12 protein-coding genes are annotated in these 15,270 nt (G+C 66.5%); 8 read left to right on the forward strand and 4 right to left on the reverse strand.

Annotated features, from left to right (window positions below; all coding sequences use genetic code 11):
• Window positions 1–57 precede the first annotated feature (57 nt).
• Together E3C22_RS17815 and E3C22_RS17820 are read right to left on the reverse strand one after the other, a co-directional pair.
• A complete protein-coding gene (locus tag E3C22_RS17815) occupies window positions 58–567 on the reverse strand; it encodes a CinA family protein (RefSeq protein WP_425364946.1) in 510 nt (169 codons plus the stop codon).
• Complete coding sequence (locus E3C22_RS17820) at window positions 564–1,763, reverse strand: bifunctional 2-C-methyl-D-erythritol 4-phosphate cytidylyltransferase/2-C-methyl-D-erythritol 2,4-cyclodiphosphate synthase (protein ID WP_134759278.1); 1,200 nt, start codon at window positions 1,761–1,763, stop codon at window positions 564–566. The genes E3C22_RS17815 and E3C22_RS17820 overlap by 4 nt, the downstream gene beginning before the upstream one ends.
• A 131-nt stretch (window positions 1,764–1,894) precedes the next feature.
• On the opposite strand from E3C22_RS17820, the gene dusB reads away from it, so the two are divergent.
• From dusB to hflX, 8 genes are all read left to right on the forward strand, one after another.
• Entirely contained in the window at window positions 1,895–2,965 is a 1,071-nt protein-coding gene (gene dusB, locus E3C22_RS17825; RefSeq protein WP_134759280.1) for a tRNA dihydrouridine synthase DusB, read from the forward strand.
• Between the two features lie 2 nt (window positions 2,966–2,967).
• A complete protein-coding gene (locus E3C22_RS17830; protein WP_134759282.1) occupies window positions 2,968–4,113 on the forward strand; it encodes a two-component system sensor histidine kinase NtrB in 1,146 nt (381 codons plus the stop codon).
• A gap of 8 nt (window positions 4,114–4,121) precedes the next feature.
• The gene (gene ntrC, locus E3C22_RS17835; RefSeq protein WP_134759284.1) at window positions 4,122–5,567 is read left to right on the forward strand and encodes a nitrogen regulation protein NR(I); all 1,446 of its coding nucleotides are present in this window, start codon (window positions 4,122–4,124) and stop codon (window positions 5,565–5,567) included.
• An 80-nt stretch (window positions 5,568–5,647) separates the two neighbouring features.
• On the forward strand, window positions 5,648–7,882 hold the full coding sequence (locus E3C22_RS17840; RefSeq protein WP_134759286.1) for a sensor histidine kinase NtrY-like: 2,235 nt from the start codon (window positions 5,648–5,650) through the stop codon (window positions 7,880–7,882).
• 3 nt (window positions 7,883–7,885) lie between these two features.
• The gene (gene ntrX, locus E3C22_RS17845) at window positions 7,886–9,250 is read left to right on the forward strand and encodes a nitrogen assimilation response regulator NtrX (protein WP_134759288.1); all 1,365 of its coding nucleotides are present in this window, start codon (window positions 7,886–7,888) and stop codon (window positions 9,248–9,250) included.
• Window positions 9,251–9,308: 58 nt separating this feature from the next.
• A complete protein-coding gene (gene trkA, locus E3C22_RS17850) occupies window positions 9,309–10,685 on the forward strand; it encodes a Trk system potassium transporter TrkA (RefSeq protein ID WP_134759290.1) in 1,377 nt (458 codons plus the stop codon).
• Window positions 10,686–10,872: 187 nt separating this feature from the next.
• Window positions 10,873–11,121 (forward strand): RNA chaperone Hfq, encoded by a 249-nt coding sequence (gene hfq, locus E3C22_RS17855; protein ID WP_083589440.1) that lies wholly within the window; start codon window positions 10,873–10,875, stop codon window positions 11,119–11,121.
• Entirely contained in the window at window positions 11,122–12,513 is a 1,392-nt protein-coding gene (gene hflX, locus E3C22_RS17860; RefSeq protein WP_134759292.1) for a GTPase HflX, read from the forward strand.
• A gap of 35 nt (window positions 12,514–12,548) precedes the next feature.
• Here hflX and E3C22_RS17865 read toward each other — a convergent pair whose 3' ends face one another.
• Both E3C22_RS17865 and E3C22_RS17870 read right to left on the reverse strand, forming a co-directional pair.
• Entirely contained in the window at window positions 12,549–14,108 is a 1,560-nt protein-coding gene (locus E3C22_RS17865) for a DEAD/DEAH box helicase (protein WP_134759294.1), read from the reverse strand.
• Window positions 14,109–14,437: 329 nt separating this feature from the next.
• Entirely contained in the window at window positions 14,438–14,974 is a 537-nt protein-coding gene (locus tag E3C22_RS17870; RefSeq protein ID WP_134759296.1) for a hypothetical protein, read from the reverse strand.
• Between the last annotated feature and the right edge of the window lie 296 nt (window positions 14,975–15,270).

The following is a 15,270-nucleotide window of genomic DNA, read 5'->3' on the forward strand; positions in this document are numbered from 1 at the left end:
GTGGAAACCCGCCGAACGCTTTTCAGTGGTTTCCGACACCGAATTGGTACGTCTGTTTCAGCTCTTCAGCGCAACCGCCAGCATCTCCAGCGCCACCAACACCGACGCTTCGCGTATTCCCCTTCGACCAATGTCGCCGAAGCGTTCTTCGCGGTGCACCGTCCCATTCGGCCCCGCACAGGCGAAATGCACCAGCCCGACCGGCTTTTCATCCGAGCCACCACCCGGCCCGGCGATGCCGGTGATCGACACCGCAACGCTGACGCCAGCCCTCTGGCGCGCGCCTTCGGACATCTGCCGCGCCACCGTCTCCGACACGGCGCCGTGTGCGGCGAGCTCCGCCGGATCGACGCCGAGCATGTCGATCTTCGCCTGGTTGGAATAGGTAACGAAGCCGCGGTCGAGGACGGCGGAGGAGCCGGCAATGTCGGTGATCGCGCCGGCGACGAGACCGCCGGTGCAGGACTCCGCCGTAGCGATCGTCCAACCGGCGGCGGTGTAGCGCTCGACGACTTCGCGGGCGAGGGCGGCGATCCGCTTTGCGGTGTCCTGCTGCTCGCCTGTCACGCCGTCTCTCCATAGACCACCGAGGCGGTGGCAATCGCCGCAATGCCTTCCTTGCGGCCGACGAAGCCGATCGCCTCGTTGGTCGTCGCCTTGACCGAGACCCGGTCCAGCGTCAGCCCGGTCATCGCCGCGATCGCCTCGCGCATCGCCCGGCGATGTGGCGCGATCTTCGGCGCCTCGCAGATCAGCGAGACGTCGGCATTCATGATCCGGCCGCCCTTCGCGGAAATGATCTCCACCGCCTTTTCGACGAAGATGTGCGACGCAGCGCCCTTCCATTGCGGATCGCTCGGCGGAAAATGGTCGCCGATGTCGCCGGCGCCGCAAGTGGCGAGCAAGGCGTCGGTGAGGGCGTGGAGGCCGACATCGGCGTCGGAGTGGCCGTCGAGCCGCCTGTCATGGGGGATGCGCACGCCGCAGAGGGTCACATGATCGCCCGCAACGAGACGGTGGACGTCGTAGCCGTTTCCGGTGCGAACATCGATCATCGGCGGTGTCTCCTTCAGTCTCGCATCGGCCGTCAGAATGTCTTCGCGGGTGGTCAGCTTGACGTTGCCCGCAGCGCCCTCGACCAGCATCACGGCAAGCCCCGCCCATTCGGCGATCGAGGCGTCGTCGGTAAAATCCGTCCGGCCCGAGCCGGCCGCCGCCGCCGCATGGGCGTCGCGGATCGCCGCGAAGCGGAAGCCCTGCGGCGTCTGGGCGCCATAGAGGCCACTGCGGGGCACGGTCTCGGCGATCGCGCCGCCGGCCGCCGCCCGCTTGATCGTGTCGGCGATGGCGACGGCGGGGATGGCGCCGCCATGGCTGGCCGCCGCGGCGATCACCCGGTCGATGGTCGCGGGATCGGTGAAAGGCCTGACGGCGTCGTGGATGAGGACGATCTCCGGCAGCGTGCCCGAAGCCGCTAGGGCTTCCAGGCCGCAGCGCACCGAGATCTGCCGTTCGGCACCGCCGGTGACGATCTGGACGTCGTCGGCCGCATCGCCGAGCGCGTCCCGGCAGAGCACGGCGTCGTCGGCATGGATGACGACGACAATCGGGCCGACCCGCGGATGGCTGCGGAAGATGTCGAGCGCATGGGCGAGAACCGCTCGCCCGCCGATCCGGCGATACTGCTTCGGCCCATCGGTCAGGCCGCCGGCCCGCTCGCCGCGGCCGGCCGCCACCAGGATCGCCGCGACGCTCTGCGTCATCTGAGCCGTCCTTTCGAAAGTTTTCCGGGGAGGAGCACGAAGGGCGGGGCAAAAGCAAGCACCAGCTTGCTTGTCATTTGAGCATGCTCCGATTAGATACAGCACAGGTGCTGCAAGAATCGACAGTTGCGATGATCGCTCAGAGTTTAGGCGTATTGCAAAGACGGGGAGACGTTTCCGAACCCTTGCGGATCGGCGACCGGACTCTGGCAAATCGCGTTCTGCTTGCGCCGATGTCCGGCGTCAGCGACGTGCCCTTCCGCCGCCTCGCGAGCCGCTTCGGAGCCGGGCTGGTGATCTCCGAAATGGTCGCCAGCGGGGAATATCTGCGCGGCGTCGCCGAATCCAACCTTCGAGCCCTGCGTGCAGGGAATGGCATCCATGCGGTGCAGCTTGCCGGGCGCGAGCCCGAGGTAATGGGCGAGGCCGCAGCGCGGCTCAGAGATGCCGGCGCCGACATCATCGACATCAATTTCGGCTGCCCGGCCAAGAAGGTCGTCGGCGGGCTGTCCGGCTCGGCGCTGATGCGCGAGCCGGACCTCGCCCTCGCCATCGTCGAGGCGGTGGTCGCCGGTGCCGGCGACGTGCCGGTCACCGTCAAGATGCGGCTCGGCTGGGATCGCTCTTCGATGAATGCTGCCTGGCTTGCCAGACGGGCGGAGGAGGCCGGCGTGCGGATGGTGACGGTGCATGGCCGCACCCGCATGGATTTCTACGACGGGACCGCCGACTGGCGGGCGATCGGCGCGGTCCGCGAGGCGATCGACGTGCCACTCGTCGCCAATGGCGACCTCGTCTCGTCGGAGCGCCTGGCGGAAATGCTGCGGTCGAGCGGCGCCGATGCGGTGATGGTCGGCCGCGGCTGCTATGGCCGGCCATGGCTCGCCGGGCTGATCGCCGGCGCCATCGGCATCGCCGACCTGGCGCGGCTCGATCTCGCCGATCTCGTCCTCGAGCACTACGAGGCGATGCTCGATCATTACGGGCCGGCCACGGGCATCCGTCATTCGCGCAAGCATCTCGGCTGGTATCTCGACCGCTTCGCGGCGGCGGGCGCCTTCGTGCCGCCGTCCGAGCGAAAGGCGATCATGACCGCGACCGATCCGACCGATGTGCGGCGGAAGATCGCCCGCCTCTTTGCGGGCACCACGCTCGCCTCCGTCGAGACTGCTGCCGCAACCCCGGACGCCGAGGCTGCCTGACCATGACCGATTCACCCGACGAAGACACCGCGCTGCCGGGCGATGCCGCCCAGATCCTGAATGCGCTGCCGCATCCGGTCATCGTCGTCGATCCGACCGGCCGTTTCCGCTTTGCCAATTCCGACGCTGAACAGTTCTTCTCGGCGGGCTTTGCCTATCTCGCCCGCAAGAGGCTGCAGGATTTCGTGCCGGGCGACAGCCCGCTGTTCTTCCTCATCGAGCAGGCCCGCGAGCAGCAGGCGCGGATCAGCGAATATCGTGTCGACATCTCCTCGCCGCGGCTCGGCGGCGAGCGGCTGGTCGATCTCTACGTCTCCGGCATGAACGAGGCGCCGGAGCTGGTGGTGGTGATGATCCAGCAGCGCTCGATCGCCGAGAAGATGGATCGCCAGCTCACCCATCGCTCCGCCGCGCGGACCGTCACCGGCCTTGCGGCGATGCTCGCCCACGAGATCCGCAATCCGCTTTCCGGCATCAAGGGGGCAGCGCAGCTGCTCGCGACCTCGGCCAGCGACGAGGACCGGACGCTGACCCGGCTGATCCAGGAGGAGAGCGACCGCATCGTCAAGCTGGTCGACCGGATGGAGGTGTTCTCCGATCAGCGGCCGATCGAGCGGTCGGCGGTCAACATCCATTCCGTGCTCGAACATGTGAAGACCCTCGGCCGCAACGGCTTTGCCCGCGACATCAGGATCGTCGAGCTCTACGACCCGTCGCTGCCGCCGGTCTTTGCCAACCGCGACCAGCTGGTGCAGGTGTTCCTCAATCTCCTGAAGAACGCCGCCGAGGCGGTTCGCGGCAAGGAGGATGGCGAGATCCGCCTCACCACCGCCTTCAAGCCCGGCGTGCGGCTGTCGGTGCCCGGCACCAAGGACCGCGTCACCCTGCCTCTGGAATTTGCGGTCGAGGACAATGGCGACGGTGTGCCGGACGATATCCGCGAGCACATCTTCGACCCGTTCGTCACCACCAAGCCGAGCGGCTCCGGCCTCGGCCTCGCGCTGGTCGCCAAGATCGTCGGTGACCATGGCGGCGTCATCGAATGCGAGTCCCAGCCGGGTCACACCATCTTCCGCATCCTCATGCCGGCCTGGCGCGAATTGTCCGTGCCGGGCGAGACACTCGCCGAGACCGACGAACAGGGCTGATTTCACACATGGCAATGCAGATTATCGTAGCCGACGACGATGCCGCGATCCGCACGGTCGTCTCCCAGGCGCTGATGCGCGCCGGCTTCGAAGTGCGTGTGACCTCCAACATCGCGACGCTGTGGCGCTGGATCTCGGCGGGCGAGGGCGATCTCGTCATCACCGACGTCCTCATGCCGGACGGCAATGCCTTCGACACACTGCCGAAGATCAAGAACTCGCGGCCCGAGCTGCCGGTCGTGGTGATGAGTGCCCAGAACACCTTCATGACGGCGATCAAGGCGTCCGAGCGGGGCGCCTACGACTATATCCCAAAGCCCTTCGACCTCACCGAACTCGTCTCGATCGTCCGCCGCGCCTTGTCCGAGCCCAAGCAGGGGCCGCGCCCGGGCGCCCAGGACGACCTGCAGGAATCGATGCCGCTGGTCGGCCGTTCGCCCGCCATGCAGGACATCTACCGGGCGCTCGCCCGGATGATGCAGACCGACCTGACAGTGACGATCACCGGCGAATCGGGCACCGGCAAGGAGCTTGTTGCTCGGGCGCTCCACGACTACGGCCGCCGCCGCAAGGGGCCATTCGTCGCGATCAACATGGCGGCGATCCCCCGCGACCTCATCGAATCAGAACTCTTCGGCCATGAGAAGGGCGCCTTCACCGGTGCCCAGGCGCGCACCAGCGGCCGCTTCGAACAGGCCGAAGGCGGCACTTTGTTCCTCGACGAGATCGGCGACATGCCGATGGAGGCGCAGACCCGGCTGCTGCGCGTCCTGCAGCAGGGCGAATACACCATCGTCGGCGGGCGCACGCCGATCGCCACCGACGTCAGGATCGTCGCCGCGACCAACAAGGACCTGCGCCAGCTGATCGCACGCGGCCAGTTCCGCGAGGATCTGTTCTATCGGCTCAACGTCGTGCCGCTGCGCCTGCCGCCGCTGCGCGAGCGCATCGAAGACCTGCCGGATCTCGCCCGCCACTTCTTCGCCCAGGCCGAGAAGGAAGGCCTGCCGCGCAAGGCGCTCAGCCAGGGCGCACTCGACGTGATGCGGCGCTATGCCTGGCCCGGCAATGTCCGCGAGCTGGAAAACCTGATCCGCCGGCTCGCCGCGCTCTATCCGCAGGACGAGATCTCCACCGAGATCGTCGAGCACGAGCTCACCAACGATCCGATCAAGAGCCCCGGCCTCGAGGCCGACGGCAACAAGCCGATCGATCTCAGCGCCTCGGTGGAGCGCTATCTCGCCGAGTATTTCTCGTCCTTCGGCGACGACCTGCCGCCGCCGGGGCTGCACGGCCGGATCCTGCGCGAGGTGGAATATCCGCTGATCGCCGCAGCGCTCGCGGCGACCCGCGGAAACCAGGTCAAGGCGGCCGATCTCCTCGGGGTGAACCGCAATACCCTGCGCAAGAAGATCCGCGATCTCGACATTTCCGTCGTCCGCTCGATCCGCTGACTCGCTTTTTTCGGCATTTCGTTGCAGTTTAGACACATTCCGTTGCTCTGTGGCAACGAAATCAAAACTGCACGCAGAGCATGACGACGCACCCGATTCAGTCCGAAACCGAAGTCCCGTTCCTGATGGAACGACGCCGGTTCCTGTTGTTCCCCGGCCTCTTCGCCGTTGCCGGGGCGCTGATCTCCGGCGCGATCTCCTTCGTCGTGCTGATGGGCCTGACGCCCATCGAGCCGACCGATACGATCGTCACCATCGCGACTGTGGTGAACGGCGGCTTCGTGCTCCTCCTCTGCGTGCTGATCGGCCGCGAGGTGATGCGCATGGTGCGCGCCCGGCGGCAGGGCAGGGCCGCCTCGCGGCTGCATGTGCGCATCGTCGTCCTGTTCTCGATCGTCGCGATCCTGCCGGCGCTCCTGGTGGCCATCGTCGCCAGCGTCACCCTGGATCTCGGCCTCGACCGCTGGTTCGGCATGCGTACCCGGGCGATCGTCGAATCCTCGATCAACGTCGCCCAGGCCTATGTGAATGAGAACGCCCGCAACCTGCAGGGCACGACGCTGTCGATGGCCTACGACCTCGACCAACAGCGCCAGCTCTTCGATCTCGATCGCGGCGGCTTTCAGGACCTGATGACCGAGCAGGCGCGGGGCCGCTCCCTGCTCGGTGCGCAGATCCTGCGCCTCGACGGCACGCCGATCCTCAAGGCCGACGTCGACGAGGAGAAGCCGCTGCCTGTGCCGCCGAACGACGCGCTGCAGCAGGCGGCGGCCGGCAATCTGGTCTTCATTCCGCCGGGCATCACCAATCTCGTCGGCGCGATCATCCGTCTCAGGCAGATTTCCAACGCCTATCTCTATACCGTGCGCGCCGTCGACCCCCAGGTGATCACGGCGCTGCGGCAGATGGAGGAGCGCTCGGCGGAATATTCGAGCCTTTCGGAGAACCGCTTCGGGCTGCAGGTCGCCTTCGCGCTGCTCTATCTCGGCATCACGCTGATCGTGCTTCTGTCGGCGATCTGGACCGGCATCGGCGTCGCCGACCGGCTGGTGCGGCCGATCCGCCTTCTGATCGGTGCCGCCGACGAGGTGTCGGAGGGCAATCTCTCCGTGACGGTGCCGGTGAGGGTCTCCGACGGCGACGTCGGATCGCTCTCCAACACCTTCAACAACATGATCCTGCAGCTGCGGAGCCAGCGCTCCGAACTGGTCAACGCCAAGGACGTCATCGACGAGCGCCGCCGCTTCATCGAGGCGGTGCTCTCCGGCGTCACCGTCGGCGTCATCGGCATCGAGCGCGACGGCACCATCTCGATGCTGAACCCTTCGGCCGAGCGGATCCTCGACGTCGATGCCGAAGCGGTGACGGGCCGGAAGGTCGACGGAGTGTTCCCCGAGATCGGGCGTATCCGGCAGGCCGCGGCGGCCTCCTGGCGGCCGGAATATCAGGAAGAGGCCAAGCTGAAGATCCGCGAGCGCGAGCGCACCCTGGCGATCCGGATCACTTCCTTCGAGGAGAGCGAGGGCGAACATTCCCTCGTCGTCACCATCGACGACATCACCGATCTCGTCGATGCCCAGCGCACCTCGGCCTGGGCCGACGTCGCGCGGCGCATCGCCCACGAGATCAAGAACCCGCTGACGCCGATCCAGCTTTCCGCCGAGCGCATCCGCCGGCGCTACGGCAAGCGGATCGAGGACGACCGCGAGGTCTTCGACCGCTGCATCGAAACGATCGTGCGACAAGTCTCCGACATCGGCCGGATGGTCGACGAGTTCTCCACCTTCGCCCGCATGCCGAAGCCGACGATGGAGCGCATCGACCTGCGCGACGCGCTGCGCGAGGCGGTGTTCATGCGCGAGATGGGCGATCACGGCATTGCGTTCTCCGCCGAGATTCCCGACACGCCGATGTACGGATCCTATGATACCCGGCTGCTTTCCCAGGCCTTCGGCAATCTGGTGAAGAACGCGGTGGAATCCCTCGAGGCGACCGAGGGCATCGAAGGCCGGATCAAGGTCCGGGCGCGGGCCGATGGCGACGTCTACCGCATCGATATCGTCGACAACGGCCGCGGTTTTCCGAAAGACAATCGCGATCGGCTGCTCGAGCCCTACATGACGACGCGCGAGAAGGGCACGGGCCTCGGCCTCGCCATCGTCCGCAAGATCATCGAAGACCATGGTGGCGTGATTTCGCTGGAGGATGCTCCCGATCAGCCCCAGGGCGCGATGGTGCGGATCGTTCTGCCCGCAGGCAGTGGGCCGGACGGCGCGAGCGCACCGAAAGATCGAGACCAACACAAGGAGTGGTGAGCCATGGCATCGGACATCCTCATCGTCGATGACGAAGCCGACATTCGCGAGCTCGTCGCAGGCATTCTCGAGGACGAGGGGCACGAGACCCGCACGGCCGGCAATTCCGACGCGGCGTTGCAGGCGCTGACCGATCGTGTCCCGCGGCTGGTCTTCCTCGACATCTGGCTGCAGGGGAGCCGGCTCGACGGCCTCGATCTTCTCGACGCCATCAAGGCGCAGCATCCGGAGGTGCCGGTGGTGATGATCTCAGGCCACGGCAACATCGAGACCGCCGTCTCGGCGATCAAGCGCGGCGCCTACGACTATATCGAGAAGCCGTTCAAGGCCGACCGGCTGATCCTCGTCGCCGAGCGGGCGCTGGAGACCTCGAAGCTCAAACGCGAGGTCTCCGAGCTCAGGCGCCGCTCCAGCGACTTCGCCGAACTGATCGGCAAGTCGCAGCCGATGAACCATCTGCGCAGCGTCATTGAGCGGGTGTCGCCGACCAACAGCCGGGTGATGATCCTCGGCGCCTCCGGCTCCGGCAAGGAGATGGTGGCGCGGGCAATCCACGCTGCTTCGCCGCGAGCGTCAGGCCCCTTCGTCGCGCTCAACGCAGCGGCGATCACCCCCGACCGGATGGAACTCGAACTCTTCGGCAACGAGACGCCGCCGGGCGTCGAGCGCAAGATCGGGGCGCTGGAGGAGGCCCATCGCGGCGTCCTCTATCTCGACGAGGTCGCCGACATGCCGCGCGAGACCCAGAACAAGATCCTGCGGGTTCTCACCGAACAGACCTTCGAACGCGTCGGCGGCTCGAAGCGGGTGAAGGTCGATGTCAGGATCATCTCCTCGACCTCGCAGAATCTCGATTCGCTGATTGCCGAGGGGCTGTTCCGCGAGGACCTGTTCCATCGCCTCGCCGTCGTGCCGATCTCGGTGCCGCCGCTCGCCGATCGGCGCCAGGACGTCCCGCTTTTGATCGAGGCCTTCATGAACCAGATCGCCGAGCAGACCGGCATCAAGGCCAAGCCGATCAGCGACGAGGCGATGGCCGTGCTTCAGGCGAGCGACTGGCCGGGCAATGTCCGCCAGCTGCGCAACAATGTCGAGCGGCTGATGATCCTCGCCCGCGACGGCGACGCCGAAAGCCCGATCACCGCCGACATGCTGCCGAACGAGGTCGGCGACATGCTGCCGCGAACGCCGAGCCAGGCCAATGGCCAGATCCTGGCCTTACCACTGCGCGACGCCCGCGAGGTGTTCGAGAAGGAATATCTCGTCGCCCAGATCAACCGCTTCGGCGGCAACATCTCGCGCACCGCCGAATTCGTCGGCATGGAGCGCTCGGCGCTGCACCGGAAACTGAAATCGCTCGGCATCTGATGGCGCGATACGGTATGGCTGCGCGGCGAAACCTATTGGCGAGCACGGAGCGGCCGGAATGAAAGTGGTGATCTGCGGGGCAGGGCAGGTGGGCTACGGCATTGCCGAGCGGCTGGCCTCCGAACGCAACGACGTTTCGGTGATCGATACCTCGCGCAGTCTCGTCCAGGCGATCCGCGACAATCTCGATGCCCGGGGCTTCGTCGGCCACGGCGCCCAGCCCGACGTTCTTGCCGAGGCCGGCGCCGAACAGGCCGACATGATCATTGCCGTCACCCTGCACGACGAGGTGAACATGATCGCCTGCCAGGTCGCGCACTCGCTGTTCAACGTGCCGACCAAGATCGCCCGCATCCGCTCCCAGAGCTATCTGCGGCCGCACTGGCAGGACCTCTTCTCGACCGACAACCTGCCGATCGACGTCATCATCTCGCCGGAAGTCGAGGTCGGCGAGATGGTGCTGCGGCGCATCGCCCTGCCGGGCGCGATGGATGCGGTGCGGTTTGCCGACGATCACATCGCCATGGTGGCGATCGAATGTTCGGAGGACTGCCCGGTCGTCAACACGCCGCTCGACCAGCTGACCGACCTCTTCCCGGATCTTAACGCGACCGTCGTCGGCATCTGGCGCGGCGACCGGCTGTTCATCCCCGGCTCCAACGATCACATGGTGCCCGGCGACGTCGCCTATGTCGTCGCCGAGAAGACCCATGTGCGCCGCGCCCTCGGCCTGTTCGGCCATGAGGAGCCGGAGGCCGGGCGGATCGTCATCGTCGGCGGCGGCAATATCGGCTATTTCGTCGCCAGGCAGATCGAAAAGCGCAATTTCGGTGCCAAGATCCGGGTGATCGAGGACAATCACGATCGCGCGGTCACCATCGCCGACGGGCTGAAGCGGACAATCGTCCTGCACGGCAACGGCCTCGACCAGTCGATCCTCAAGGAAGCCGACGTCGGCTCCAGCGACCTGCTCGTCGCGCTCACCAACGACGACAAGGTGAACATCCTGTCGAGCGTCATGGCCAAGCGCCACGGCTGCAAGGGCAATCTCGCGCTGCTCAACAATGCCGACTACCAGGGTTTCACCCGGATGCTCGGCATCGACGCCTTCATCAATCCGCGGTCGGTGACGATCTCGCGTGTCCTGCAGCATGTCCGGCGTGGCCGCATCCGGGCGGTGCACTCGATCCAGAACGGCGTCGCCGAGGTCATCGAGGCCGAGGCGCTGGAAACCTCGCCGCTGGTCGGAGAGCCGCTGCGCGATCTCGACCTGCCGGACAATCTCAGGATCGGCGCGATCTTCAGGAACGGCGCCTACGTCAAGCCGACCGGCCAGACCAAGATTCGCGCCAAGGACAGGGTGGTGATCTTTGCGGCGGCGGCGGCGGTTCGCCATGTCGAACAGATGTTCAGGGTGTCGCTGGAATTCTTCTGACCCCCGTGACTTTCCCCGCCAGCACGATCACCCTGTTCGCAGACGCAAAAATTGTGTCATGATTCGGCAAGGTCAGGCTTTCGAACTCGCCCGGCCGTGCGGTATCAATGGCTAAGCGTTCGATGCATGGGCGGGCGCGATCGGATTCAACCAGGCTGCAGCACAAATCAAAAAAGGACATCTCTGCATGCCAGAACGGACACAACACCTTCAGGACCTGTTTCTCAATACGGTCCGCAAGCAGAAGATTTCCTTGACGATTTTCCTCGTCAACGGCGTCAAGCTGACCGGGGTCGTCACCTCCTTCGACAATTTCTGCGTTCTCTTGCGCCGGGACGGTCATTCGCAGCTAGTCTACAAGCATGCGATTTCGACCATCATGCCTTCGCAGCCCGTGCAGATGTATGAGGGCGTCGACGAGAGCGGGAAGGCCTGATTGGCTGAATTTCAGGAAAAGGGGCCGCGCGGACCCGTCGAGCATCGGCGGGAGCCGACGCGTGCGGCCGTGCTGGTGCCGGTGTTCCGGCAGCGCAGCGAGGCGGAGAACCGCGCGACGCCGGGGCTCGAGCCGGCGCGCCGCAGCGACGACGCGCGCCTTGCCGAAGCGGTCGGGCTCGCCGCGGCGATCGATCTCGACATCGTCGCGAGCTCGATCGTCACTGGCCAGAAGCCGCAGCCCGCGACGCTGATCGGCAGCGGCAAGGTGGAGGAGCTGAAGGGACTGGTCGCGGCGGAAGCCGTCGGTCTCGTCATCGTCGACCATCCGCTGACGCCGGTGCAGCAGCGCAATCTCGAAAAGGAGCTGGAGACCAAGGTCCTCGACCGCACCGGGCTGATCCTCGAGATCTTCGGCCGGCGAGCGCGCACCAAGGAGGGCCGGCTGCAGGTCGAACTCGCGCATCTGAACTATCAGCGCGGGCGGCTGGTCCGCTCATGGACCCACCTCGAGCGCCAGCGCGGCGGCGCCGGCTTCATGGGCGGTCCGGGCGAGACCCAGATCGAGGCCGACCGCCGGCAGCTGCAGGAAAAGATCAAGCGGCTGGAAAAGGAGCTCGAGCAGGTGCGTCGCACCCGCCAGCTTCACCGCGCCAAGCGGCGCAAGCGCCCGCATCCGATCGTCGCGCTGGTCGGCTATACCAATGCCGGCAAGTCGACGCTGTTCAACCTTCTGACCGGCGCCGACGTGATGGCCCGCGACCTCCTCTTCGCGACCCTCGATCCGACGCTGCGCAAGACCGTCCTGCCGCATGGCACGGAGATCCTGTTTTCCGACACCGTCGGCTTCGTCTCGGATCTGCCGACGCATCTCGTCGCTGCCTTCCGTGCGACGCTGGAGGAGGTCATCGAGGCCGATCTCATCCTCCATGTCCGCGATATCGCCGACCCGGACACGCTGGCCCAGGCGGAGGACGTGCGGCGGATCCTGCGCGATCTCGACGTCGATACGGAGGACACCGATCACGTCGTCGAAGTCTGGAACAAGATCGACCGGCTGGATGAGGACGCGCTGCACCTCGTGGCGGCGTCGCGGGCCTCGCTCGCCCATCCCGACGCGGCGTTTCTCGTCTCGGCGGTGACGGGCGAGGGGACGGAGGCGCTGCTTGCCGACATCGAGCGCCGGATTGCTGGCAACATGACCGACGTCAGCCTCGACGTCAGGCCCGAGGCGATGAGCTTCATCCCCTGGCTCTACGACAACGCCACGGTCCTCGCACGCGAAGACGGCGAGGATGGTGTGGTGCATCTGAAGGCGGAGATGACGGCAAGCGCCCGCGCCGAGCTTCGTCGGCTCGGCGCATCGTCCGACGGGATCACCATCGCAGGCTGAGCCAAGCGGGCGTCAGAGGCGCCCGCCGCGAGGCGTCAGGTGCCGGTGTTGATCAGCATGAAGGCCGGGATGTCGTCGCCGAAGCCGACCGGCTGCTTGCCGTCGTCGTCGCGGCGGCGACCGCCGCCGTGCCCACCATTGCCGTGCCCGCCATCTTGGCTGCGCTGCGAACGCCCGCCCCGGCTGGCGCCGTTGCCGCGCGGATAGCTGGCTGCAGCCGGACGCGAGGTGTTCTCGTTCGCCACCGGCAGGTCGGCGATCTCCTCGACCGGAACGGCGAGCTCTCCCGCCTCGGCCCGCTCGAGCACGGCGCTGTCCGCCGCAATCTCGGTGACATCAGCCTCGGCGCGCGGCTCCGACTTCGCCCGGCGGCTGCGGCGTTCCGGCTTGTCGCCGGAAGTCTTGCCACCTCGGCCGCGGCCCCGCTTCGGACGCTCGTCCTCCTCGGTGTCGGCCGGCAGTTCGGCGACCGTCGGCCCGTGCCACTCGATGGAATTGGCGATCATCTTCTCGATAGCGTCGAGATATTTCCGGTCGGACTTGGTGACCAGCGTGAAGGCCTTGCCGGAGCGGCCGGCGCGGCCGGTACGGCCGATTCGGTGGACATAGTCCTCGGCATGGATCGGCACGTCGAAATTGAAGACGTGGCTGACCTTCGGGATGTCGAGGCCGCGGGCGGCGACGTCGGAGGCGACGAGGAGCTGGATCTTGTCCTCGCGGAAATTGTGCAGCATCGTCATGCGTGCCCGCTGGTCCATGTCACCATGCAGCGCACCGGCCGAGAAGCCGTGCTTTTCCAGCGACCGGAACAGCGTCGAGACGTCCCGCTTGCGGTTGCAGAAGATGATCGCGTTGGTGAGATCTGCCTCTTCTCGCAGCACGCGGCGAAGGGTCTCGCGCTTGTCCCATTCCTTGCCGCCCGTCGCGACGAGCCGCTGGGTGACGGTGAGGGCGGCGGATGCCTGCTTGGCGACTTCGACCCGCACCGGGTTCTGCAGGAACTGCTCGGTCAGCCGGGTGATCTCCGGCGGCATGGTCGCTGAGAAGAACAGCGTCTGCCGGGTGAAGGGCAGCAGCTTGCAGATCCGCTCGATGTCCGGAATGAAGCCCATGTCGAGCATCCGGTCGGCCTCGTCGATGACCAGGATCTCGACGCCTGTCAGCAGCAGCTTGCCGCGCTCGAAATGGTCGAGCAGGCGGCCCGGCGTCGCGATCAGGACGTCGGCGCCGCGATCAATCTTGCGGTCCTGCTCATCGAAGGACATGCCGCCGATGAGCAGCGCGACGTTGATCTTCTGGTCCTTGCCGTATCGGGTAAAGGACTCTTCCACCTGCGCGGCGAGCTCGCGGGTCGGCTCGATGATCAGCGTACGCGGCATGCGCGCCCTGGCGCGGCCTTTTTCCAGAAGCGTCAGCATCGGCAGCACGAAGGACGCAGTCTTGCCGGTGCCGGTCTGGGCGATGCCGAGCACGTCCCGCCGCTCCAAGGCGTGCGGAATCGCCTCCGCCTGGATCGGGGTCGGTTCGGTGTAGCCGGAGGCTTCGACAGCCGCCAGCACCTTGGCGCTGAGACCGAGTTCGGAAAAAAGTGTCAAGCTGGCGTGTCTCTTCGGATCGAGATGTCGGCGCAGGTCGCGCCCTTGGGAGCCCGTCGTGCTCGGGCGATAGGTCGACTGGTCGTCCAAGTCAACCGTTTCTGCGCATATGGGCAGGATTCCGGGGATTTTGAAGAGGTTTTCATCGGAATGTCGTAAATGTCACCCTTCGGCGGCCGACGAGGGTGCGCGCGGGCCGGCAGGGCGGCCACCACGGTCCGGACCTGGTGACCCGAGATGGGCAGACCTGCTCTCGCGGGCGCGTCGGGCACGCCGAGGCGCCCGCCCGCGACTGCCGCAGGGCGAGAGGCTCGGCAGGCGGAACCGGCTCAGTTGGAGGCGGGGCCGAAGAGGTAGGGCTGGCCCGGGGTGAAATGCAGCTCGTAGGTCTCGCTGATCTCGCCGTCCGACGGCACCACCTCGAAGAACAGGCCGAGGCTGTTCGGCTCGGTTTCGCTGGGGTCGTCCGCCCGATAGCCGACGACCTGGCCGTCGATCTTGGCGATCTCGGGGATTTCCGTCGTCGAGCGCAAGGACAATCCGTTGTGCCCGGAGGCATCGAGCTGCTGGATGAAGAAATGCGCCCCTGCGTTATCGCCGGCGGGCTGGACCATCACCGTGCGCCAGACGCCGTGCTCGTCGCCGTCCGACCAGGGCCCGACCACCTGGACGTCCTGGATCAGCGGCGACAGCGCCTCGACGGCCGCCGAGAATTCGCCGGATGCATCCTTGCCTTGAGCCGGCGCTGCCGCGGCGCCCGCCTCCGGCGCGGCGGGGGCTGCTGCATCCTGAGCAGAAGCCGGGGCGGCCAGCAGCAGCGCGGCGGCGACGATGCCGGCGGAACGCAATGGGGTCAGGCTGGGCATGATGATCACCTCGGTTGGGGCGAGACCGGTCCGCGGGGGCCGTCGCCTCGGGATGGATTTTGGTGTGGCGCAAGCGCCACTTGCTGAAAACTCTCGCGGCCCCGGCAATCCGTTTTCAAGCAACGCGATCGCTTGGAAACCGCTTGCGCATCGCTTCGGGCCGATCGCGGACGCACGGAACACTCAAACTCCCGCGGCGACAATTGCTTCAGCGCGCGAATTTGTCGAGAGCCGGCTGTATAGGCGTTTGACCCCGCCTTGCGGCATCCGGTCAAGAGATACCGTTGCGGTATAGA

The sequence above is a fragment of the Jiella endophytica genome (genome assembly GCF_004519335.1).
Lineage (GTDB): Bacteria > Pseudomonadota > Alphaproteobacteria > Rhizobiales > Rhizobiaceae > Jiella > Jiella endophytica.

Excerpts from the sequence above, each read along its gene's own strand:
- E3C22_RS17820 (WP_134759278.1), bottom strand. The coding sequence starts at position 1,763 with ATGACGCAGAGCGTCGCGGCGATCCTGGTGGCGGCCGGCCGCGGCGAG.
- dusB (WP_134759280.1), top strand. The coding sequence starts at position 1,895 with ATGATCGCTCAGAGTTTAGGCGTATTGCAAAGACGGGGAGACGTTTCC.
- E3C22_RS17830 (WP_134759282.1), top strand. The coding sequence starts at position 2,968 with ATGACCGATTCACCCGACGAAGACACCGCGCTGCCGGGCGATGCCGCC.
- ntrC (WP_134759284.1), top strand. The coding sequence starts at position 4,122 with ATGGCAATGCAGATTATCGTAGCCGACGACGATGCCGCGATCCGCACG.
- E3C22_RS17840 (WP_134759286.1), top strand. The coding sequence starts at position 5,648 with ATGACGACGCACCCGATTCAGTCCGAAACCGAAGTCCCGTTCCTGATG.
- ntrX (WP_134759288.1), top strand. The coding sequence starts at position 7,886 with ATGGCATCGGACATCCTCATCGTCGATGACGAAGCCGACATTCGCGAG.
- trkA (WP_134759290.1), top strand. The coding sequence starts at position 9,309 with ATGAAAGTGGTGATCTGCGGGGCAGGGCAGGTGGGCTACGGCATTGCC.
- hfq (WP_083589440.1), top strand. The coding sequence starts at position 10,873 with ATGCCAGAACGGACACAACACCTTCAGGACCTGTTTCTCAATACGGTC.
- E3C22_RS17870 (WP_134759296.1), bottom strand. The coding sequence starts at position 14,974 with ATGCCCAGCCTGACCCCATTGCGTTCCGCCGGCATCGTCGCCGCCGCG.